The 20,353-nt window shown below is 72.5% G+C and carries 21 protein-coding genes and 1 tRNA gene; 6 read left to right on the top strand and 16 right to left on the bottom strand.

Going from position 1 to position 20,353, the window contains the following annotated elements; genetic code table 11:
• Positions 1 to 70: 70 nt before the first annotated feature.
• The 4 genes from Q9S36_RS30200 to Q9S36_RS30185 are packed head-to-tail and all read left to right on the top strand — an operon-like array spanning position 71 to position 3,966.
• Entirely contained in the window at positions 71 to 1,231 is a 1,161-nt protein-coding gene (locus tag Q9S36_RS30200; RefSeq protein ID WP_311288529.1) for a SpoIIE family protein phosphatase, read from the top strand.
• A complete protein-coding gene (locus tag Q9S36_RS30195; protein WP_311288528.1) occupies positions 1,228 to 3,231 on the top strand; it encodes a glycosyltransferase family 2 protein in 2,004 nt (667 codons plus the stop codon). The genes Q9S36_RS30200 and Q9S36_RS30195 overlap by 4 nt, the downstream gene beginning before the upstream one ends.
• Positions 3,228 to 3,560, top strand: a complete 333-nt coding sequence (locus Q9S36_RS30190; RefSeq protein WP_311288527.1) for an STAS domain-containing protein — start codon at positions 3,228 to 3,230, stop codon at positions 3,558 to 3,560. The genes Q9S36_RS30195 and Q9S36_RS30190 overlap by 4 nt, the downstream gene beginning before the upstream one ends.
• Complete coding sequence (locus Q9S36_RS30185; RefSeq protein WP_311288526.1) at positions 3,550 to 3,966, top strand: ATP-binding protein; 417 nt, start codon at positions 3,550 to 3,552, stop codon at positions 3,964 to 3,966. The genes Q9S36_RS30190 and Q9S36_RS30185 overlap by 11 nt, the downstream gene beginning before the upstream one ends.
• 37 nt (positions 3,967 to 4,003) lie before the next feature.
• Here the strand turns inward: Q9S36_RS30185 and wrbA are convergent, their stop codons facing one another.
• The 14 genes from wrbA to Q9S36_RS30115 form a co-directional block, all read right to left on the bottom strand.
• Entirely contained in the window at positions 4,004 to 4,594 is a 591-nt protein-coding gene (gene wrbA / locus Q9S36_RS30180; RefSeq protein WP_311288525.1) for an NAD(P)H:quinone oxidoreductase, read from the bottom strand.
• A 234-nt stretch (positions 4,595 to 4,828) separates the two neighbouring features.
• A tRNA-Pro gene (locus Q9S36_RS30175) sits at positions 4,829 to 4,902 on the bottom strand.
• A 100-nt stretch (positions 4,903 to 5,002) separates the two neighbouring features.
• The gene (gene der, locus Q9S36_RS30170; RefSeq protein ID WP_311288524.1) at positions 5,003 to 6,370 is read right to left on the bottom strand and encodes a ribosome biogenesis GTPase Der; all 1,368 of its coding nucleotides are present in this window, start codon (positions 6,368 to 6,370) and stop codon (positions 5,003 to 5,005) included.
• Between the two features lie 6 nt (positions 6,371 to 6,376).
• Positions 6,377 to 7,135, bottom strand: coding sequence for a lysophospholipid acyltransferase family protein (locus tag Q9S36_RS30165; RefSeq protein ID WP_311288523.1), 759 nt, complete (start codon positions 7,133 to 7,135; stop codon positions 6,377 to 6,379).
• Positions 7,122 to 7,838 carry a (d)CMP kinase gene (cmk, locus tag Q9S36_RS30160; RefSeq protein WP_311288522.1) on the bottom strand — a complete coding sequence of 239 codons (717 nt, stop codon included), beginning with the start codon at positions 7,836 to 7,838 and terminating at the stop codon, positions 7,122 to 7,124. The genes Q9S36_RS30165 and cmk overlap by 14 nt, the downstream gene beginning before the upstream one ends.
• A gap of 11 nt (positions 7,839 to 7,849) precedes the next feature.
• Positions 7,850 to 8,938: a prephenate dehydrogenase gene (locus Q9S36_RS30155; RefSeq protein WP_311288521.1), complete on the bottom strand. Its 1,089-nt coding sequence runs from the start codon at positions 8,936 to 8,938 to the stop codon at positions 7,850 to 7,852.
• A complete protein-coding gene (aroH, locus tag Q9S36_RS30150) occupies positions 8,931 to 9,308 on the bottom strand; it encodes a chorismate mutase (protein ID WP_311288520.1) in 378 nt (125 codons plus the stop codon). The genes Q9S36_RS30155 and aroH overlap by 8 nt, the downstream gene beginning before the upstream one ends.
• 74 nt (positions 9,309 to 9,382) lie before the next feature.
• Positions 9,383 to 9,829, bottom strand: coding sequence for a VOC family protein (locus Q9S36_RS30145; RefSeq protein WP_311288519.1), 447 nt, complete (start codon positions 9,827 to 9,829; stop codon positions 9,383 to 9,385).
• A gap of 43 nt (positions 9,830 to 9,872) precedes the next feature.
• Positions 9,873 to 10,688, bottom strand: coding sequence for an AraC family transcriptional regulator (locus Q9S36_RS30140; protein ID WP_311288518.1), 816 nt, complete (start codon positions 10,686 to 10,688; stop codon positions 9,873 to 9,875).
• Positions 10,689 to 10,721: 33 nt separating this feature from the next.
• Complete coding sequence (locus Q9S36_RS30135) at positions 10,722 to 11,525, bottom strand: pseudouridine synthase (RefSeq protein ID WP_311288517.1); 804 nt, start codon at positions 11,523 to 11,525, stop codon at positions 10,722 to 10,724.
• Positions 11,526 to 11,580: 55 nt separating this feature from the next.
• Positions 11,581 to 12,369 (bottom strand): SMC-Scp complex subunit ScpB, encoded by a 789-nt coding sequence (gene scpB, locus Q9S36_RS30130; RefSeq protein WP_396653867.1) that lies wholly within the window; start codon positions 12,367 to 12,369, stop codon positions 11,581 to 11,583.
• Positions 12,366 to 13,292, bottom strand: coding sequence for a segregation and condensation protein A (locus Q9S36_RS30125; RefSeq protein WP_396653866.1), 927 nt, complete (start codon positions 13,290 to 13,292; stop codon positions 12,366 to 12,368). Before Q9S36_RS30125 ends, scpB begins: the two co-directional genes overlap by 4 nt.
• Positions 13,289 to 13,642, bottom strand: a complete 354-nt coding sequence (locus tag Q9S36_RS30120; RefSeq protein WP_311288516.1) for a cobyrinic acid a,c-diamide synthase — start codon at positions 13,640 to 13,642, stop codon at positions 13,289 to 13,291. Before Q9S36_RS30120 ends, Q9S36_RS30125 begins: the two co-directional genes overlap by 4 nt.
• Positions 13,627 to 14,442, bottom strand: coding sequence for a ParA family protein (locus Q9S36_RS30115; RefSeq protein ID WP_311288542.1), 816 nt, complete (start codon positions 14,440 to 14,442; stop codon positions 13,627 to 13,629). The genes Q9S36_RS30120 and Q9S36_RS30115 overlap by 16 nt, the downstream gene beginning before the upstream one ends.
• 617 nt (positions 14,443 to 15,059) lie before the next feature.
• Between Q9S36_RS30115 and Q9S36_RS30110 the strand changes: the two genes are divergently transcribed.
• Positions 15,060 to 16,454, top strand: a complete 1,395-nt coding sequence (locus Q9S36_RS30110; protein ID WP_311288515.1) for a gluconate:H+ symporter — start codon at positions 15,060 to 15,062, stop codon at positions 16,452 to 16,454.
• A gap of 2 nt (positions 16,455 to 16,456) precedes the next feature.
• Here Q9S36_RS30110 and Q9S36_RS30105 read toward each other — a convergent pair whose 3' ends face one another.
• Positions 16,457 to 17,143, bottom strand: a complete 687-nt coding sequence (locus Q9S36_RS30105; protein WP_311288514.1) for an FCD domain-containing protein — start codon at positions 17,141 to 17,143, stop codon at positions 16,457 to 16,459.
• Between Q9S36_RS30105 and Q9S36_RS30100 the strand changes: the two genes are divergently transcribed.
• Positions 17,129 to 17,695, top strand: a complete 567-nt coding sequence (locus Q9S36_RS30100) for a gluconokinase (RefSeq protein ID WP_311288513.1) — start codon at positions 17,129 to 17,131, stop codon at positions 17,693 to 17,695. The two genes, Q9S36_RS30105 and Q9S36_RS30100, sit on opposite strands and share 15 nt — an antisense overlap.
• 29 nt (positions 17,696 to 17,724) lie before the next feature.
• Here the strand turns inward: Q9S36_RS30100 and Q9S36_RS30095 are convergent, their stop codons facing one another.
• Positions 17,725 to 20,343 (bottom strand): DUF3516 domain-containing protein, encoded by a 2,619-nt coding sequence (locus tag Q9S36_RS30095; RefSeq protein ID WP_311288512.1) that lies wholly within the window; start codon positions 20,341 to 20,343, stop codon positions 17,725 to 17,727.
• Between the last annotated feature and the right edge of the window lie 10 nt (positions 20,344 to 20,353).

Raw genomic sequence — 20,353 nt, 5'->3', positions numbered from 1 at the left:
ACCGTCGAGTCGCACCCGCACCCCCCGAACGGGCGGTCCCACCAGCCACTCCCGTTGCTAGGGTCGCGCTGTGACCCGGCTCGACGATCCAGCCCGTCTGGCAGCCATCGGGGACATCGCTGCGCTCGGCGACCCGGACCAGCGCTTCGACCGCGTCGTGCGCATGGCGCGGCGCCTCTTCGACGTACCGATCGCCGCGGTCAACCTCGTCGACGACCACCAGCAGGTCAGCCTCGCCCACGTCGGCCTGCCCTCACCCGTCCGCCCCATCTCGGAGTCGCTCTGCGCGATGGCGGTCGCCGAGGACCGTCCGCTGACCCTCCCGGACGCCCGCGAGGACCCGGTGCTGGGCCACCACCCGGCCGTGGTGTCCGACGAACCGGCCGTCTTCTACGCGGGGCGTCCGCTCCATGCCGACGGCCACGTCGTCGGGACGCTCTGCCTCGCCGACGACCGTCCGCGTGCACTGAGCGAGGTCGAGGACCGGATGCTGGCGGACCTGGCCACGTGGGTCGAGCAGGAGCTCGACCGCGACCGTGACCTGCGAGAGGCGCGAGAGGTGCAGCGCCGCCTCCTCCCCCGGCACGCCGTGCAGGTCCCCGGCCTCGAGATCGCCGGCCACTGCCAGCCGGCGCGATCGGTCGGCGGCGACTTCTACGACTGGCAGGTCCTCGACGGGCAGCTCCAGGTGGTGCTGGCCGACGTGATGGGCAAGGGACTGGTCGCGGCCGTGATCGCCGCCCAGATCCGCACGCTGGTGCGGGGGACGTCGCCCTACAACAGCGTGGCGGCGACCGTCACGCGGGCTGCTGTCGACAGCCAGGACGACCTCGACGACGCCGGGACGTTCGTCACCCTGTTCGCCGTCCGGATCGACCCGCGCACCGGGGAGATGCAGTACGTCGACGCGGGCCACGGCCTCGCACTGGTCCTGCAGCCGGGCGGCGGCGTACGACGGCTCTCCTCGGGGGACCTGCCCCTGGGCGCGATGGTCGGGGACGAGTGGCACTCCCGCTCGGACGTCCTCGCACCGGGCGAGACCCTGCTCGCCGTCAGTGACGGGGTCCTCGACGCCTTCCCCAGCGCCGAGGAGGCCCTCGCCGCGGCCCGGTTGCTGGCTGCGACGTCACAGGACCCGGCCCGGGTCGTTGAGCAGGTGACCGCGCGGGTGGGCGAGCTGACGACGAGCGACGACCTGACGGTGATCGCGGTCCGACGGGAGACGACGTGAAGCAGCTGGTGGTCCGGGTCCTGGTCCTGCTGACCTTGACGAGCGGCACGCTCTACGTCGGGTGGCGCTGGCTGTTCTCGGTCAACTGGGTGAACTGGTGGATCGCCGTGCCACTCGTGGTGGCGGAGACCTACTCCCTGATCGACTCCTACCTGTTCGGCCTCACCATGTGGCGCCGCAAGGAACGCGGCGAGGCTCCGCCGCCGCCCGAGGGCGCCACGGTCGACGTCCTCATCACCACCTACAACGAGCCGGTCGAGATGGTGGCCGCGACCGCCGCCGCGTGCGAGCGGATCGTCCATCCCCACACGACCTGGATCCTCGACGACGGCGACCGGCCCGAGATGCGGTCGGCGGCCCAGGAGCTGGGCGTCGGCTACCTCACCCGCGGGGACGAGTGGCGCGACATGCCACGCCACGCCAAGGCCGGCAACCTCAACAGCGCGCTGTTCCGCACCGAGGGCGAGTTCCTCCTGATCCTCGACGCCGACCAGGTCCCCGACCCGCGCATCCTCGACCAGACGCTCGGCTGGTTCCACGACCCCGAGGTGGCGCTCGTCCAGACGCCGCAGTGGTTCAGCAACGTCACCGGCAGCGACCCCCTCGGCAGTCAGGCGCCTCTGTTCTACGGCCCGATCCAGCAGGGCAAGGACGGGTGGAACGCAGCCTTCTTCTGCGGGTCGAACGCGCTGCTGCGCCGCGACGCGCTGATGCAGCTCGGCATCGTCGGTTACGTCCGTGAGGTGGAGCGCGCCGTGCGCGAGACGCTCAGCGCGTCTCGTCGCATCCTCACCAAGGCCGTCGCGAGGGCGCGCAAGGAGACCCCCGAGCTGGTCCCCTCGATCAGCCTGGTCCGCGACGCCGTGCACCTCGCCGAACGCCGGCTCGACGACGGCGTACCGGTCTCCGAGGTCACCTACGAGTTCCAGCGGACGGTGCAGGAGGCGAGCCGGTCGGTGGTCAGCGACGACCTGGCGGCGATCCGCGCCGATCTCGCCGACCTGCAGGCGCTCACCGGGGACGACCTCGCGATCGCCCCCGGCGACCCGCTCGTCGACCTGCCCGTCGACGTGGACGCCGAGCTCGGGTTGCCGGTCGTCGACGAGGCCGCCCTGGAGCAGCTGTCGACCCGCGACCTCTCCCCGCTCGCCGCGGTGGACTCCGTACGCCGCCTGATGACCGCGGTCGACGTGGACCGTGCCGACGAGGCGCAGCCGATGATGCCGCTGGCCACCGTGTCCGTGACCGAGGACATGGCGACCTGCATGCGCCTGCACGCCAACGGCTGGAAGTCGGTCTACCACCACGAGGTCCTCGCGCACGGCCTGGCGCCGGAGGACCTGCGCACGATGCTGCAGCAGCGCCTGCGCTGGGCGCAGGGCACGCTGCAGGTCCTGCTGCGGGAGAACCCGCTCGCCCAGCGCGGCCTCAGCATCGGGCAGCGACTGATGTACTTCGCCACGATGTGGAGCTACCTCTCGGGCTTCGCGGCCCTGGTGTACCTCGCCGCTCCGGTCGTCTACCTCTGCCTCGGCATCCTGCCGGTCAAGGCCTACGGACTGACCTTCCTCGCCTACTTCATCCCCTACGTCGTGCTCAACCAGGTGCTGTTCGCCGTCATCGGGTACGGCGTCAAGACCTGGCGTGGCCACCAGTACAGCCTGGCCCTGTTCCCGCTCTGGATCCGCGCCTGCGTCACCGCGGCCGCCAACGTGTGGTTCGGCCGGCCCCTCGGTTTCGTGGTCACCCCGAAGACCCGTCAGGCCCGCCAGCCCTTCCCGTGGCGGCTGATCTGGCCGCAGCTCACGGCCATGGCGGTCCTCGTGGTCGCGTGCGTCGTGGGCGGCCTCCGGCTGTGGGCAGGGACGACCACGTCGGTCATCGGCACGGGCGTCAACTGGCTGTGGGTCGCCTACGACCTGCTGGTGCTCAGCGTCATCATCGAGGCCGCGCGGTTCCGCGCGCCGGAGTTCCCCGACCCCTTGGAGGAGAAGGCATGACCGAGTGGCAGACCGACGTCAGCGACGGCGTCGCGGTGATCGTGTGCCCCGCGCGGGTGTCGATGGCGGTGGCGGCGTCGTTCCGCGACGCCATCGCGGCCGCAGTCGCCCAAGCACCCAAGGTCGTCGTCGACCTGGGGCCGACGACCTTCATCGACTCCTCGGGGCTCGGCGCGCTGGTCAGCGGGCTCAAGACGTGCCGCCAGGCCGGCGGCGACCTCCGCATCGCGGCGGCCGGTGAACAGGTGCGCACGGTGCTCCGGCTCACGAACCTCGACCGGGTCCTCCGCCCCCACGACTCCGTCGAGGACGCCCGCCGTGACTGGTGACCACTACGAGATCGAGGGGCTCGCGGTCCCTCGCGACATGGAACAGCTCCACGACCTGCTCGAGCGGGCCGCCGCCGAGCACCCCCACGTCCCGGCCTCCGACGTGATGATGTTCGAGACCGCGGTGATGGAGCTGGCGAACAACGTCGTCGAGCACGGCCGCCCGGTCGGCCAGGTCACGTGGTACTTCCGGCTCGAGGTGTCGCCCGACTCCCTCACCGCCCTCCTGGCCGACTCCGGCGAGGAGCACGCAGGGTGGGACGCCACCACGGACCCGGAGATGCCGGACGAGCTGGCCGAGTCCGGCCGCGGGCTCCCGCTCGCGTCTGCCGCGCTGGACGAGCTCGACTACCAGCGCAACGGCACCAGCAACGTCTGGACGATGGTCCGGCGCTGGCAGGCCTGAGCCCGCGGCCCGAGGATCGAGCGCACGCCTGCCGTGCTCAGGACTCCAGGCGCTGGGCGATGCTGAGCAGTCGGGTGACGAGGTGGTCGAGCGCGGTCGTGGCGGTGTCGTCGACACCTTCGCCGCCGGTCACCACGCCGACGCCGTAGGGGTTGCCGTCGTTGAACTTGGTCTGGTCGGTGTAGCCGGGCGGGACGATGATGCCGCCGAAGTGGCAGAACGTCGTCAGCATGGCGAGGATCGTCGTCTCCTGCCCGCCGTGCCGCGTCTGGCTGGACGTGAACGACGCGTAGACCTTGTCCGCGAGCCGGCCCTCCTGCCACAGCGGACCAAGGGTGTCGATGAACGCCTGGAGCTGGCTCGTGACGTGCCCGTAGCGGGTCCCGGACCCCATGATGACGGCGTCCGCCCACGCCAGGTCCTCCGGCTCGGCGACGGGCTGGTCGGCCACCGACGCGGCGTGCGCGGCCCATCCCTCGACGCTCTGCACGACCTCGTCCGGCGCGGTCTCGCGGACCCGGCGGAGTCGTACCTCCGCACCTTGTCCCTCGGCGGTCTCGGCCATGCGGGAGGCCATCGCGTGTGCGGTGCCGTAGCTGGAGTAGTAGATGATTGAAAGTTTGGTCATCTCTCGCACTCTACGGACGGCTGACGCGACGCCTCACCCCCGCCGGGGTGGGACGAGCCAAGTGCGTCGAGGTCGGGCGGAGCGGACGCTGTGATCGTCGGTGCCGGCACTGAGCCCGCACCGACGCAGAGGCGCGGACCACTCCGCGGACAAGTGGTGAGCAGCCCGTTCGAGCTCAAATGACGAACCGGCCCCCACCCAAGCGTTTCCGCTGGTCGGAGCCGGTTCTCTCGGTCGGGCTGACAGGATTTGAACCTGCGACCCCTTGACCCCCAGTCAAGTGCGCTACCAAGCTGCGCCACAGCCCGAGTGCTCCCGGCGCGAGGCCTGCGGAGCGAGGGGAACACTACCGCAGCCCCTCGGCAGTCACGGAATCGACCCGCCCTGTCAGGACTGCGGGCAAGCCGATCAGCGCTTGCGCTTCTCCCGCGGCTTCTGGTTGATCACGATCGGCGTGCCGACGAAGCCGAACTCCTCACGCAGCCGGCGCTCCACGAAGCGCTCGTAGGACGCGTCGAGCTTGCCGCTGGTGAAGAGCACGAAGGTCGGCGGCGCGGTGGAGGGCTGCGTCGCGAAGAGGATCTTCGGCTGCTTGCCGCTGCGGACCGGGTGCGGGTTCTCCGACACCAGGCGACCGAGGAAGGTGTTGAGCGCGCCGGTGCCGACGCGGGTCTCCCAGCCCTCCAGCGCCTTGTCGATGGCCGGGACGAGCCGGTCGACGTGCCAGCCGGTCCGGGCGGTGAAGTTGATCCGCGGCGCCCACTGGAGCTGCACGAGGTCCCGCTCGATCTCGCGCTCGAGGTAGTAGCGGCGCTCGTCGTCGACGAGGTCCCACTTGTTGAAGGCGATGACCATCGCGCGACCGGCGTCGCGGATCGTCTGGATGATCCGCATGTCCTGCTCGGAAACGGTCTGGCTGGCGTCGAGCACCAGCACGGCCACCTCGGCCCGGTCGATGGCCGTCGAGGTGCGCAGCGAGGCGTAGTACTCGTGGCCGGACGCCTGGTTCACACGCTTGCGGATGCCCGCGGTGTCGATGAAGCGCCAGGTGCGGTCGCCGAGCTGGATCAGCTCGTCGACCGGGTCGACCGTCGTGCCGGCCGCGTTGTCCACAACGGCGCGGTCCTCCTTGGCCAGCATGTTGAGCAGCGAGGACTTGCCGACGTTGGGCTTGCCGACGATCGCGATGCGGCGCGGCCCGCCGACCTCCTCGAACGACTCGGCGGGCGTCTCGGGCAGCGCCGCGAGGATGGCGTCCAGCATGTCGCCGGACCCGCGACCGTGCAGCGCGGAGACGGGGAACGGCTCGCCGAGACCGAGGTTCCACAGGCCGTACGCCTCGGCCTCGGTGCGCTGGTCGTCGACCTTGTTGGCCGCGAGCACCACCGGCTTGCCGGACTTCCGCAGGATCCGTACGACGGCCTCGTCGGCGTCGGTGATGCCCACGGTCGCGTCGACGACGAACAGCACCGCGTCGGCCAACGAGACGGCCACCTCTGCCTGACCGGCGATGCGCTCGGCGAGGCCGCGGGCGTCGGGGTCCCAGCCGCCGGTGTCGACGACGGTGAAGGCGCGGCCGTTCCAGTTGGCGTCGTAGGAGACGCGGTCGCGGGTCACGCCCGGGCGATCCTCGACGACGGCCTCGCGCCGGCCGATGATCCGGTTGACGAGCGTGGACTTGCCCACGTTGGGTCGGCCGACCACGGCCAGGACGGGGGTCGGGCCGGTCGGCTCGTCGGAGCCAGCCTCGACGCTGACGGCGTCGTACTCAGTCATGGGAGATCACAGCTTCTGGGAGGGAGGAACGAGCCCGGTGTCGGGGTCGTCCTCGGATTGTCCCGCAGGAAGGGGTCCGGGCAAGGATCGCCGCGTCCGCGCGAGGGCGCCGTCCAGCTCGGACAGCATGTGCAGACGCAACAACACCGAGGTGGCCCGCACGTGTTCCCGGGTGCGGGGCCAGGGCTGCTGTGTGGTTCGCCACGGCGCGCCGAACACCACGTCGATGGCTCCGTCACGCGCCGGGAGCGCGTTCGACCCGCCGCCCGGCGGGCGGGTGCCGAGCATCGTCACCGGTACGACGGGTGCGCCGGTGACCAGCGCGAGGTAGGCCGCGCCGTGGTGGAACCGCCCGAGCCGGCCGTCGCCGCGGGTGCCCTCCGGGAAGATGCCGGCCACTCCCCCGTCGCGCAGGACCCGCAGGCAGGACCGGATCGCGGCCGGGTCGGCGGCGTACCGGTCGAGCGGGATCTGCCCCGCGGCGCGCAGGAACCCGCCGAGCCGGCCGGCGAACATCTCCTGCTTGGTCAGGGCGTGGACCGGACGAGGCGCGAAGACGGCCAGCAGCGGCCCGTCGATGACACCGACGTGGTTGGCGGCGAGGATCACCGCGCCCGCCGCGGGCACCTGCTCGGCGTCGTGCACCCGCACCGGCCACCGCCGCCGGATCAGCCACGCCGCCGTGGGGCGGAGGCCGTGCAGCAGACGGGTCGAGGGGTGGCGGTCGGCGCTGCGCGGCGGCGCAGCGTGGTCAGCCTCCGTCACGAGTCCCCCGTGCCCCCGACTGGGCCGCCTGCGCCTCGGCGAGACCGACGATGCGGTCGATCACCTCGAGCAGGCTCAGGTGGGTGCTGTCGACGTGCACGGCGCCCTCGGCCATGGTGAGCGGGGCGGTCGCACGCCCGGAGTCGATGCGGTCGCGCGCGAGCAGCGACTCCTGCGTCGTGGCCAGGTCCGAGCCACCCTCCTCCGCGGCACGCCGCGCCGCGCGGGCGTCGGGGTCGGCGCTGAGGTAGACCTTGACCTCGGCCTGCGGCCACACCACCGACCCGATGTCGCGACCCTCGACGACGATCCCGCCGTCGCCGATGACCTCGCGCTGCAGGTCGAGCAGTCGGGCCCGGACCTCGGGCACCGCACTGACCGGGCTGACGGCGCCGTTGACCTCGTCGCTGCGGATCTCCACGGACACGTCGCGGCCGTCGACGGTGATCGTGGGCGCCTGCGGGTCGGTGCCGGACTCGATGCGCGGGCGGCCCGCCGCGGCGGCCACGGCCGCCACGTCGTGCACGTCGACGCCCTCGCGCAACAGCCACCAGGTCATCGCCCGGAACATCGCGCCGGTGTCGAGGTAGCGAAGGCCGAGCCGCTCGGCCACCCCGCGCGAGGTGCTCGACTTGCCGGAGCCGGACGTCCCGTCGACGGCGATGACGAGGCTGTGGTCCGGGGCGGTGTCGACGCTGCTCACGGGCGAGAAGATTACCGGTGGGTCGTCCACCCGCGGGATTCGAGAGCCGCGAGCAGGCGCTCGGCGCTGTTCTCCTCGACGACCAGCTCGGTGAGGCCGACGGGGCGGCCCGGGTCGTGGTCGATGTGCACGTCCTCGATGTTGACCCCCACCTCGCCGGCGTCGCCGAAGAGGCGCGCCAGCTCGCCGGGGTGGTCGGGCACGCTGACGAACACCGAGCGCGTCGGCCGCGCGGGACCGCCGTGCTTGCCGGGGATCGCGGCCGTTCCGTCGTTGCCGCGCACCAGGATCTCGACGAGGTCCGGGCCGGCGTCCGACGCGACCGCCGTCATGAGGGCGTCGAGGTCGGCGCGCACCTCGGCGAGCAGGTCGAGCACCGCCTCGGAGTTCGCCTCCAGGATCTGCTGCCAGAGCGCCGGGTCGCTCGCCGCGACCCGGGTCACGTCGCGCACGCCCTGCCCGGACAGCGCCAGGTGCTCCGGAGGCGCGGACGCGAGACGCCCGGCGACGAGCACCGCGGCGAGGTGCGGCAGGTGCGACGTACGGGCGACGGCGCGGTCGTGCTCGTCGGGCGCCATCCGCAGCGGCGCTGCGCCGCACTCGAGCACGAGCTGCTCCACGAGGGCGACGGCGTGCTCGGGCGCCGCGGGGTGCGGGGTCACCGCCCAGGGACGGCCGTCGAACAGGGCGGCGCTGGCGGCCAGCGGGCCGGAGCGCTCGCTGCCGGCCATCGGGTGCGAGCCGACGTAGCGGGCGAGGTCCGCTGCCGGGACCCGGGCGGAGACCGCCTCGAGCGGCGCGGCCTTCACGCTGCCGACGTCGGTGACGACGGCGTCCGAGCGCCCCAGCGCGGCGACGATCGCGTCCGGGACCGCGGCGGGCGGGACGGCGACCACGACGAGCTGGGGCCGGTCGGCTGCCGTCACCGCTCGCCCGGCGCCGAGCCCGGTGGCGGTGCGGAGGTTCTCCGCGGAGGTGTCGCGCAGCACCACCTCGAGGCCGAGGCGCCGGCACACGAGGGCGACCGAGGTGCCGATCAGCCCGGCACCGACCACCTCGACCGGCCCCGTCAGGGCGTCGCCGGGATGCGGGTCAGTCATGGCTCGTGGTCCGCGCCAGGTCCCGCCGCAGGTTGGCGGCACCGTGGAGGTACACGTGGGTCACCTCGGCGCGCGGCAGCTCGGTCTCGACGTGCGCCATCAGCCGCACCACGCGGGGCATCGACCCCTCGATCTCGAGCTCGCGGGCACAGACCAGCGGCACGTCGGAGAAGCCCAGCTGCCGTGCGGCATACGCCGGGAACTCGCTCGTCAGGTCGCTGGTCGCGGTGAAGATGATCGAGATGAAGTCGTCCACCGCGAGGTCGTTGGCCGACATGACGTCGGTGACCAGCTCCGCGACCCGGTCGAGCATGTGCTCCCGGGTGTCCTCGTCGAGCTGGGTCGCGCCGCGTACTGCCCTCACTGCCACGGGAGCACCCTAGGCCAGCCGTCCCGGCGCACCGCGTCCCGTCTCGCCAGCCGGGGCGCCCACGTCCGTCCGCGTCAGGCCGGCTGGTAGCTCCCGAACGACCAGTGGTTGCCCTCCGGGTCGGTCACGCTGCCGCCGCGCCCGCCGTAGTCCTGGTCCACCATCGGGCGCACCACCGAGCCGCCCGCGGCCACGGCCGCGTCGAAGGCCCGGTCGGGGTCGGGGGTCACGAGGTACGCCGCCGCCGGCCCGGTGCCGGCGATCGCGGAGCCCGGGCGGTCCGAGCCGAACATGATCCCGCCACCGCCGGGCCACGCCCACTCGGCGTGGACCACGACCGAGGCGTCGGCCTCGTCGCGGTAGGTCGCGTGCTCGGTGAAGCCGATCGCGCGCAGCCAGGCGATCATCGCGTCGGCGTCGCGCACGGAGAAGGTGTGCCACAGGGTCGTGCCCGAGACGTCAGGCTGTGCGGTCTGCCCGGTCTGCCCGGTCTGCTCGGTCTGCTCGGTCTGCTCGGTCATGGGGTGTCCTCCTGTCGTGGGCCGGCTGCTCCGCCCGCCGACCTCACGGTCCCCCGTCGTGGTGCCCCGTGGCTTGGACGATCGGGAACTCCCGCCGCAGCCACTCCGTCGGGCTGCACCCCGCGAAGCCGCTCCACTCGCGGGCGAGGTGCGCCTGGTCGGCGTACCCGCTGTCGGCGGCAACCCGTGCCACTGACACCTCGCCGTCGAGCGCGGCCCGGCGCAGCCGGCCGTGGGCGGCGGAGAAGCGGGCGAGCCGCTGGTAGGTCTTGGGGGTGACCCCGACCTCGTCGCGCACGAGCGTCGAGAGGCGTCGCCGGCTGAAGCCCACGTCATCGGCCGTCGCGGCCACGGGCACGCCGCGGGTCAGCAGCGCCATCGCCCGGGCGACCTCGGGTCGCAGGGCCGGCCGGGAGTGGCGGTGCAGCGCCGCCACGAGGTCGCGCTCGAGCGCGGCCAATCGTCGCGGCCAGGTCGGCTGGTCGGCGAGCCGCTCGGGCAGGTCGGCGAGGGCGGCGTCGATGTCGGCGAGGGCGAGGAGCTCGCCCGCGAGGGCGCTGGCGGGCACGCCCCAGATGGCTCGCGCTCCGGCCGGGGTGAGGCTCAGCTGGATGCCGCACTGGTGGCCGCCGTGGTGGACCGCGGCCGCCGAGGTGTGCAGCCCCGACACCGAGGACCAGCCGACGGTGCGGGTGTGCGGGGAGCCGTCCCAGGAGACCTCCAGCGGCTCGCCGATCGGCAGCACGAACGTCAGGCCGGTCGATGGCATGCCGATGTGCACGCCGGGACCGCCGAACGTGACGTCGTACACCACGATCGAGCGGACGTAGGGCGCCAGCACCGCAGGCACGGTGGCCATGGGGTCACCCTAGGCGCGGGGACCGACGCCGGGTCAGAGCTCGGCGCTGTCCATCAGCTCGCCGAGCTCGGCGACGGTCAGCTCGCGCATCTTCCCCGGGCCGAGCCGTGCCAGGGTGACCGGGCCGATCGACGTCCGGGTCAGCCGGCGCACCGGGTGCCCCACGTGGTCGAGCAGCCGGCGCACGATCCGGTTGCGGCCCTCGTGGATGGTGAGCTCCACGATCGAGCGGTTGCGGCCCTCCCGCCGCGGGTCGCCGCCGACCACGCGAGCGCTGCTGACCGTGACGGGGCCGTCCTCGAGGGTGACGCCGGCGAGCAGCTGGCGGATCGTCCGCACGTGCACCTCGCCCTCCACCTCGGCGACGTAGGTCTTGTCGACCTCGTGCGAGGGGTGTGCGAGGTGCTGGGCGAAGTCGCCGTCGTTGGTGAGGATGATCAGGCCCTCGGTGTCGGTGTCGAGCCGGCCGACGTGGAAGAGCCGCTCCGGCCGGTCGGCGACCAGGTCGCCGAGGGTGCGCCGGCCCTCGGGGTCGCTCATCGTCGACACCACTCCGCGCGGCTTGTTGAGCACGAGGTAGACCTTGTCGCTGATCGGCGGCAGCCGCTTGCCGTCGACCCGGATCACGGCCGTGCGCGGGTCGACCTTGGTGCCGAGGCGGGTGACCACCTCGCCGTCGACCTCGACGAGGCCGTCGAGCATCAGCTCCTCGCACTTGCGCCGGCTGGCGACGCCGGACTGGGCGAGGAGCTTCTGCAGCCTGATCAGGCCGTCCTCGTCGGTGTCGGGGCGCTGGGAGGCGGGCTGGTCGTTGTCGGGTGCGTCGTGGGGCTTCATGTGGTTTCGGGGTCCCTGCGGGAGCGCGAGCGGAGCGAGTGGTCTCGTGGGGTGGTCATGTGATCTCGGTGCCGCCGTCGGGCTCGGTGCCGGAGCCGCTGTGCGGCGAGGCGTGGGTGGGTGCGGGCGTCGGGTGGGGCTCGGCAGCGGGTTCGGCAACAGGCTCGGGCGTGGGCTCGGCCGGGGCGTCGAGCCCGGCGACGCTGGCCAGCTCGTCCTCCAGGTCGTCCATGTCCGGCAGATAGGGCGCCAGCTCGGGCAGCTCGTCGAGCGAGGTGATGCCGATCCGCTCGAGGAAGTACGACGTCGTCCGGTAGAGGTTCGCGCCGCTCTGGTCGTCCTGGCCGGCCTCCTCGACCAGGCCGCGGGTGAGCAGCGTGCGCATGACGCCGTCGACGTTCACGCCGCGGATCGCCGACACGCGCGCGCGCGAGACCGGCTGCTTGTAGGCGACCACGGACAGCGTCTCCAGCGCCGCCTGCGTCAGCCGGGCCTGCTGGCCGTCGAGGACGAAGGACTCCACGACCGCGGCGTACTCGGGGCGGGAGTAGAAGCGCCAGCCACCGGCGACCGCGCGCAGGTCGAAGCCGCGGCCCTGCTCGGCGTACTCGGCGGCGAGGCCCGCGAGGGCCTCCTCGACGTCGGCGACGGGGTGCCCGACCACGGACGCGAGGCGGACCTTGTCGAGCGGCTCGTCGGAGACCATCAAGATCGCCTCCAGCGCCGGCCGCAGCTCGGCGACCGCCACGGCCAGGGTCTCGACGTCGTCGCCCTCGGCAATCGGCTGGGCAGGCTGGTCAGGCTGCGCGACCGGCTCCTGCGCCGGCTCGGGCTGCTCGCTCACTCGTCCTCCTGGGGCTCGTCCGCCGCGTCCACGTCGCGGTCGGCGGCCGTGTCGTCGCTGCCTTCATCATCGTCCGCCGGCGGGGCGCCGTCGAACTCGTCGTGGATGTCGACCTCTCCGTCCTCGCTGCCGGTCCAGCGCACGGTCAGCTCGCCGAGGGGCGTGACCTGGTCGAACGACACCGCGCCCTCGCGGAACAGCTCGAGGAGCGAGAGGAACCGGGCGACCGTGGTGAGGCGGTCCGGGGAGTCGCCGCACAGCGCGCGGAACGTCATGGTCCCGCTGCGCCGCAGCCGGTCGACCACCACCTGCGCCTGCTCGCGGACGCTGACCTTCGCGGCGTGGATGTGCTGCAGCGACACCTCGAGCACCGGCTTGGGCTCCATCGCCCTGGCCGCGAGCTGGGCGAACTGGTCGAGGCCGATGCCGATCAGCACCTCGGGCAGCAGGGTGGCGAAGCGCTCCTCCAGCCCGACGGCGCGCGGGTGTCGGCGTGACTCCGACGCGAGCCGCTCCTCGAGCACCGAGGCCACCTGCTTGAACGCGCGGTACTGCATGAGCCGCGCGAAGAGCAGGTCGCGTGCCTCGAGGAGCGCGAGGTCCTCCTCGTCCTCGACGTCGCCCTGCGGCAGCAGCCGGGCCGCCTTGAGGTCCAGCAGGGTCGCGGCGACGACGAGGAACGACGTGGTCTGCTCGAGGTCCCACGCGTCCCCGAGGTTCTTCACGTGGGCGATGAACTCGTCGGTGACCTGCGAGAGCGCGACCTCGGTGATGTCGAGCTTGTGCTTGGCGATCAGGCCGAGCAGCAGGTCGAAGGGCCCCTCGAAGTTGTCCAGCCGTACGGCGAACGCCGGTGCCTCGCTGCCGGATTCGAGGGCAGCACCGCTTGCCAGGTCGGGCCCGGACCGGGTCCTGGCGCTCACTCGTCCAGCAGCCGCTGGACCAGTGCGCTCTCGGCGCCCTGGCCCTCGAGGTCGGCGAGGACGAGCGCCAGCGCCTCGCGGACCAGGCGGCCGCGGTCGACGGCCAGGCCGTGCTCGCGTCGCAGCATCAGCCGGGCGTGCTCGATGTCGAGCAGCTCGTCGGCGGTGACGTAGACGGTCATCTTCTCGTCGTGCCGGATGCGGCCGCTGGGCTTCTTCGGCGTCGGCTCGGCGTCGTCGGCGACCGCGCGCACCCGGCGGGGACGCTGCTCGGGGGCGGGCTCCGCAGCGGTGTCGGAGGTCGGCCGGAACAGGTCGTCCGCGGCCGGCATGCTCACTCGGCGGGCCACCGGGTGAGCACCTCCTTGGCCAGCTGGCGGTAGGCGTCGGCGCCGGTCGAGGACGAGGCGTACGACGTGATCGGCTCGCCCGCGACGGTCGCGTCGGAGAACTTCACCGTGCGGCGGATGACGGTGTGGAACACCGTGTCGCCCCACGCCGAGACCAGCCGCTCCATGACCTCGCGGCTGTGCAGCGTGCGTCCGTCGAACATCGTGCCGAGCACGCCGTCGATCTCGAGCTTGGGGTTGAGCCGCTCACGGACCTTGTCGATGGTGGTCTTGAGCAGGGCCACGCCGCGCAGCGCGAAGTACTCGCACTCCAGCGGCACGATGACACCGTCGGAGGCCGTGAGGGCGTTGACCGTGAGCAGGCCGAGCGAGGGCTGGCAGTCGATGAGGATGACGTCGTACTGCTCGAGCGCCGGCGCGAGCACCCGCTGCAGGGTCTGCTCGCGCGCCACCTCGTGGACGAGCTGCACCTCGGCGGCCGAGAGGTCGATGTTGGAGGGCAGCAGGTCCATGCCCGGGATGCCGGAGGGGACGACGACCTCGTCGAGCGTGGTCTCGCGGTCCATCAGCAGGTTGTAGATGGTGGCGTCCATCTCGTGCGGGTTGAGGCCGAGGCCGACCGACAGCGAGCCCTGCGGGTCGAAGTCGACGAGCAGCACCTTGCGCCCGAACTCGGCGAGCGAGGCGCCGAGGTTGATCGTGGTGGTGGTCTTGCCGACGCCGCCCTTCTGGTTGCACATCGAGATCACGCGCGCGCCGCCGTGCCGGGTGGGCGCGGTGGGCTCGGGGAAGACCGGCATCGGGCGACCCGTGGGACCGAGGGGCGCCTCGGTCGTGGTGGTGCCCGCGACGTCGAGGGTGTCCTCGGCGATCGGGCGCTCGAACGGGATCGGCTGGGTCACGGTCTGCTCGTCTCGGGGGGAAGGGGCCGGGGAAGGGGCCGGGGAAGAAGCCGAGGGAGGAGCCGGCGGGACCGGTGGTCGGACCAGGGGCGGCATCGCCGGGGCACTGCTCCCGGTGCTACCCGGGCCTGGGAGTCCCGCACCACTCATGTCAGCTCCTTCTCGCGTCGACTGGGTTCGATTGGATCACGCCGAACGCCTCGAACTTTGTCGACACGTCGACAGTTCCGAGAACGACCTCGCGCGACTCTAGGACCGTCGGAGAGGCGCCAACAACACCGCCCGGCAGTCCCACAGGCAGCATCCGGAATCTGTGCACGCCGCCCCGCTGGAGTGCACAGGCACGCGCCACCTGTGCACAAACCTGTGCACCGGTGGCGCGAGCCCCCGACCCGTCCGCGACGGCGCCCGACGACCTCGGGCCGGTCCCGGGGTTGCGAAAGGTACTACCTTTCAACGAGGATGCCGGAGACCCGTGACGACGCTCACACCATCCCCCAAGGGAGCCCCTCCGCATGGACAACCTCGAACCGGCGTACAGCACGCCCGTCCTCCTGCTGATCGCCGCGGCCGCCGTGGGCCTGCTGCTGTTCCTCGTGATGAAGGTGCGCCTGCACGCCTTCATCACGCTGGTCCTCGTCAGCCTGCTCACCGCCGTCGCGGCCGGCATCCCGATCGCCGACGTCCCGACCGCCCTCCTGGCCGGCTTCGGGAGCACCCTGGGCGCGGTCGCCCTGCTGGTGGGCTTCGGGGTGATGCTCGGTCGCCTGCTCGAGGTGACCGGTGGTGCGCAGGTGCTGGCCGACAGCCTGATCAACCGGTTCGGTGAGCAGCGCGCGCCCTTCGCGCTGGGCGTGGCCGCCCTCATCTTCGGTTTCCCGATCTTCTTCGACGCGGGCCTGGTCGTCTTCCTGCCGATCATCCTCACCGTCGCCCGCCGCTTCGGCGGCTCGGTCCTCTTCTACGCCCTCCCCGCGGCCGGAGGCTTCGCCGCGATGCACGCGATCGTCCCGCCGCACCCGGGTCCGGTCGCCGCCGGCACCGCACTGGGCGCCGACATCGGCGTCGTCCTCCTCATCGGCGTCCCCGTGGCAGTCCTGTCCTGGTACGTCGGCGTCTACCTCGTCTCGCGCGTGCTGGGTCGCCGGTACGACGTCCCGGTCCCGGCGGTGCTCTTCGGCGAGATGGACGGCGGCACCGACCCCGACCGCCCGGCGGCCACTCCCCCCTCCTTCGGCACGGTCCTCGGCCTGCTGCTGGTGCCGCTGGTCCTGATCTCGGCCAACACCGTGCTCACCACGCTCGTCACCAGCGGTGCGCTCGACGAGGGCCAGACCTGGGTGGAGCTCCTCCAGCTGCTCGGCAACACGCCGGTCGCCCTCCTCGTCAGCCTGCTCGTCGCCATCGGCGTGCTCGGCCGTCGGACCGGCTCCCTGTCGGACACGATGGACGTGCTCGACCGGTCACTGGGCCCGATCTGCTCGATCATCCTGATCACGGGCGCGGGCGGCATGTTCGGCGGCGTGCTGCGCACCAGCGGCATCGGTGACGCGCTGACCTCCTCGCTCTCCGACCTCGGCCTCCCACTGCTGCTGCAGGCCTTCCTGATCGCCACGGCGCTGCGCGTGGCCCAGGGCTCCGCCACGGTCGCGCTGACGACGACCGCCGGTCTGATCGCCGGGCAGGCCGGCGGGCTCGGCAACGTCGAGCTCACCCTCCTCGTCGTCGCCATCGCGGCGGGCTCGACCGTGCTCTCCCACGTCAACGACTCGGGCTTCTGGCTCGTGAGCCGGTTCTTCGGGATGGACGAGAAGACCACCCTGAAGACGTGGACGGTCATGGAGACCACGCTCGGCGTCACCGCGTTCGCCATCGCCGCGCTGCTGTGGCCGGTGGCGGGGCTGTTGTGAGGTCAGGGGGCGTGGCCGAGGTCGGAGACGACCTCAGCACAGATCGCGGTCATCGCGAAGCGGGCTACCTCGGCCTCGCCCCCGGCGACCGCCTCCGCCACGACCTGGTGCAACCGGCGCGCCTCGCGCTTGGGCTCGGGGGGCATCAGGTCGTGGTCGGTCCGTCCGCGGAGCACCTCCTCCACCACGTCGCCGAGCCGGGCGAACATCACGTTGCCCGACGCGCGGAGCAGCAGCCGGTGGAAGGCCACGTCCTGCTCGAGGAAGGTGCGCAGGTCTCCCGCGGCCCCCGAGTCCTCCATGTCCTCGGCGATGCGCACGATCTCCGAGCGCTGCGCGTCGTCGGCGTGCAGGGCGGCGAGGGCGGCGGACGCGGGCTCGACGGCGGCGCGCAGCTCGGCCAGCTGGTGCAGGTGCGCCACCCGGTCGGCGCCGCCGAGGCGCCACCTGATCACGGCGGGGTCGAAGTCGTCCCACCGCTCGTGCGGCAGGATCCGTACGCCGGTGCGGCGCCGGCTCTCTACCAGCCCCATCGACACCAGGACCTGCACCACCTCGCGGGCCACGGTGCGGGAGACGCCGTACGCCTCTCCGAGCCACTCGAGGGTGATCACGGCGCCGACCGGCAGGTCGCCGCGGACGATGCGGGGACCCAGCTCGGCGAGCACGGTGCTGTGGGCGGTCGACACGACGAGCAGACTAGCTCCGGGCCCGGCCGCCGCAGCGGACCCGGCGACGCACCGCGCCACCTGGTGGTGATGGGCGTCTCCGGCACGGGCAAGACCACCGTCGCCGAGGAGCTCGCCGACCGCTTCGGCTGGCGCTTCATCGAGGGTGACAGCCTCCACCCGGAGGCGAACATCGCGAAGATGTCCGCGGGGATCCCGCTCGACGACGACGACCGTCGCCCGTGGCTGGAGGTGCTCGGCCGGCTGCTGGCCTTCCACCACGCCGACGGCGTCTCGAGCGTGCTCACGTGCTCGGCGCTCAAGCGGTCCTACCGCGACGTGCTGCGTGCGGGGGTGCCGGAGGGTTCCGTCTTCTTCGTGCACCTCGCCGCGCCGTTCGAGGTGCTCCTCGAGCGGATGGAGGCGCGCGACCACTTCATGCCGCCCTCGCTGCTCCAGTCCCAGTTCGACACCCTCGAGCCGCTCGGCGAGGACGAGGAGGGCGAGGTGTTCGACGTCTCCGAGCCGGTCGCAGAGGTGGTCCGGGCCGTGATCGAGGCCGTCGAGGGCTGAGCGCCGGGCCCCGACGGGACCCGGCCGGCTCAGAGGCGGCGCACCATCCGCGTCGCCAGCACGAGCTCGCCGGCCTCGTCGGTGGCGTCGCAGTCCACCACCGCCTCGATCACCCAGTCGTGGTCGCCCGCAGGGTCGTGGATCGTCTGCCGTACGTCGCGGACGCGGGCGGTCGTGCCCTCCTCGGCACCAACGGGCTCCCCGGTGCGCTCCTCCCCCACCACCAGCAGGTCGGGGCCGCGGGCGTCGGCGTCGGTCAGCACCGTGTCGTGGTCGCCGTAGTAGTCCTCGAGCGCCGCGTCCCACACCGACCGACCCACCGCGACCTCCCGGGGTGGGTCGGTGCGATCGGCCGCCGCCCGCTCGAGGCGCACGAGGGTGTCGAGGTCGTCGCGCGCGAAGGCCTCGACCCGGGCCCACATCGCGTTGCGCACCATCACCCGGAACGGTCGCTCCTGCCGCGAGAGCGGTCGCGGTGGGGGCGGCGGCTCGTGGTGAGCGACGGCCGACGAGACGTGGTCGGGGTCGGAGAGCGCCTCCCACTCGTCGAGCAGTGAGGAGTCGGTCTGGCGGACGGTCTCGCCCAGCCACTCGATGACGTCCTCGACCTCCGGGGCGCGGTGCGCCTCCGGGACCGTCTGGCGCAGCGTCCGGTAGGCGTCGGTGAGGTAGCGCAGCACCAGTCCCTCGGAGCGGGCGAGCTGGTAGCGGCCGACGAAGTCGGTGAAGCCCATCCCGTGCTCCCACATCTCCCGGACGACGGACTTCGGCCCCAGCGCGTCCTCCGGGAGCCAGGGGTGGGTCTGGCGGTAGGTCTCGTAGAGCGCCTCGAGGAGCTCGCGGAGCGGCTGCGGCCACGTGATCTCCTCCAGCAGCGCCATCCGCTCGTCGTACTCGAGGCCGTCGGCCTTCATCTCGCTGATGGCCTCGCCCCGCGCGGCGTGCTGCTGGGCCATCAGGATCTGGCGCGGCGCCTCGAGGACCGCCTCGACCACGGACACCACGTCGAGCCCGTAGGTCTCCGCCTCCGGGTCGAGGACGTCGAAGGCGGCGAGCGCGAAGTGCGCGAGCGGCTGGTTGAGCGCGAAGTCGTCGGGCACGTCGGCGCTGAGCACGTAGCGGCGGCCGAACGAGTCGACCTCGTCGAGGCGGGTCACGATGCCGGTGCGCACGAGCGAGCGCGAGAGCCGCAGCGCCCGCCGGGCCAGGCGCAGCTGCTGGCGGTGCTCCTCGTGGTTGTCGGTCAGCAGCCGCCGCATCACCGCGAACGCGTCCTCCTCGCGGGAGATCACGTTGACCAGCATCGCGTTGTCGACCTTCATCCTGCTGGCGAGGCGCTCGGGCTCCCCCGCCACCAGCTTGTCGAAGGTCTGCTCGGTCCACACGACCGTTCCCTCCGCCGGCTTCTTCAGCTGCGCCTTGGACTTCTTCTTCCCGGCCGCCACGCGTGCGGCCGCCTTCGCCTTGGCCTGCTCGTTCTCGATCACGTGCTCCGGCGCCTGGACGACCACGTAGCCGGCCGTGTCGAAGCCCGCCCGGCCGGCGCGGCCGGCGATCTGCTGGAACTCCCGCGTCCGGAGCACCCGCTGGCGGTTCCCGTCGAACTTGGCCAGCCCGGTGAACAGCACCGTGCGGATCGGCACGTTGATCCCCACCCCGAGGGTGTCGGTGCCGCAGATGACGCGCAGCAATCCCGCCTGGGCGAGCGTCTCGACCAGCCTGCGGTACTTCGGCAGCATGCCCGCGTGGTGCACCCCGACGCCGTTGCGCACCAGGCGCGACAGGGTCTTGCCGAAGCCCGCGCCGAAGCGGAAGGCGCCGATCCGCTCGGTGATCGCCTCCTTGTCGACCTTGAGGCCGCCTCCGGCCGTCACCAGGCGCGAACGCAGCAGGTTGGTGGCGTGCTCGACGGCGGCCGCCTGGGTGAAGTGGACGACGTAGACGGGGTCCTGCCCGGTGCTGACCAGCTCCTCGAGGGTGTCGTCGAGCGGCTCCATCGACCAGCGGAAGCTCAGCGGGACCGGGCGCTCCGCGTCGTCGACGACCGCCGTGTCGCGCCCGGTGCGACGCAACAGGTCCTCGACGAGGAACGAGACGTCGCCCAGGGTCGCCGACATCAGGAGGAACTGCGCGTCGACGAGCTCGAGCAGCGGCACCTGCCAGGCCCACCCCCGGTCGTGCTCTGCGTAGAAGTGGAACTCGTCCATCACCACGAGGCCGACGTCGGCACCGCGGCCCTCGCGCAGCGCGATGTTGGCGAGCACCTCGGCGGTGCAGCAGATGATCGGGGCGTCCGGGTTCACCGCCGCGTCGCCGGTGAGCATCCCGACGTTGTCGGCGCCGAAGACCTCGATCAGCGCGAAGAACTTCTCGCTCACGAGCGCCTTGATCGGCGCGGCGTAGAAGCTCACCTCGTCGCGCGCCAGGGCGGCGACGTGGGCGCCGATCGCGACCAGCGACTTCCCCGACCCGGTCGGGGTGGCGAGGACGACGTGGTTGCCGCCGAGCAGCTCGATGACGGCCTCGTCCTGGTGCGGGTAGAGCTCGAGGCCCTGGTCGGCCACCCAGCCGGCGTACGCGTCGTACACGGTGTCGGGGTCCGCGCCGGTCGGCACGCGGGTGTCGAGGCGTGCGACGTGGTCCGGCATGGGGCCGATC

The sequence above is a fragment of the Microbacterium sp. ARD31 genome (assembly GCF_031844425.1).
The sequence above is the reverse complement of the archived record's forward strand: the minus strand, read 5'-3'. Positions and strand labels throughout refer to the sequence as shown.

Bases quoted from the DNA above. Each gene is read 5' to 3' on its own strand.
- Q9S36_RS30135 (WP_311288517.1), bottom strand. From the start codon at position 11,525: ATGAAGCCCCACGACGCACCCGACAACGACCAGCCCGCCTCCCAGCGC.
- Q9S36_RS30190 (WP_311288527.1), top strand. From the start codon at position 3,228: ATGACCGAGTGGCAGACCGACGTCAGCGACGGCGTCGCGGTGATCGTG.
- Q9S36_RS30145 (WP_311288519.1), bottom strand. From the start codon at position 9,829: ATGACCGAGCAGACCGAGCAGACCGAGCAGACCGGGCAGACCGGGCAG.
- Q9S36_RS30155 (WP_311288521.1), bottom strand. From the start codon at position 8,938: ATGACTGACCCGCATCCCGGCGACGCCCTGACGGGGCCGGTCGAGGTG.
- Q9S36_RS30110 (WP_311288515.1), top strand. From the start codon at position 15,060: ATGGACAACCTCGAACCGGCGTACAGCACGCCCGTCCTCCTGCTGATC.
- Q9S36_RS30115 (WP_311288542.1), bottom strand. From the start codon at position 14,442: ATGCCGGTCTTCCCCGAGCCCACCGCGCCCACCCGGCACGGCGGCGCG.
- Q9S36_RS30140 (WP_311288518.1), bottom strand. From the start codon at position 10,688: ATGGCCACCGTGCCTGCGGTGCTGGCGCCCTACGTCCGCTCGATCGTG.
- der (WP_311288524.1), bottom strand. From the start codon at position 6,370: ATGACTGAGTACGACGCCGTCAGCGTCGAGGCTGGCTCCGACGAGCCG.
- wrbA (WP_311288525.1), bottom strand. From the start codon at position 4,594: ATGACCAAACTTTCAATCATCTACTACTCCAGCTACGGCACCGCACAC.
- Q9S36_RS30095 (WP_311288512.1), bottom strand. From the start codon at position 20,343: ATGCCGGACCACGTCGCACGCCTCGACACCCGCGTGCCGACCGGCGCG.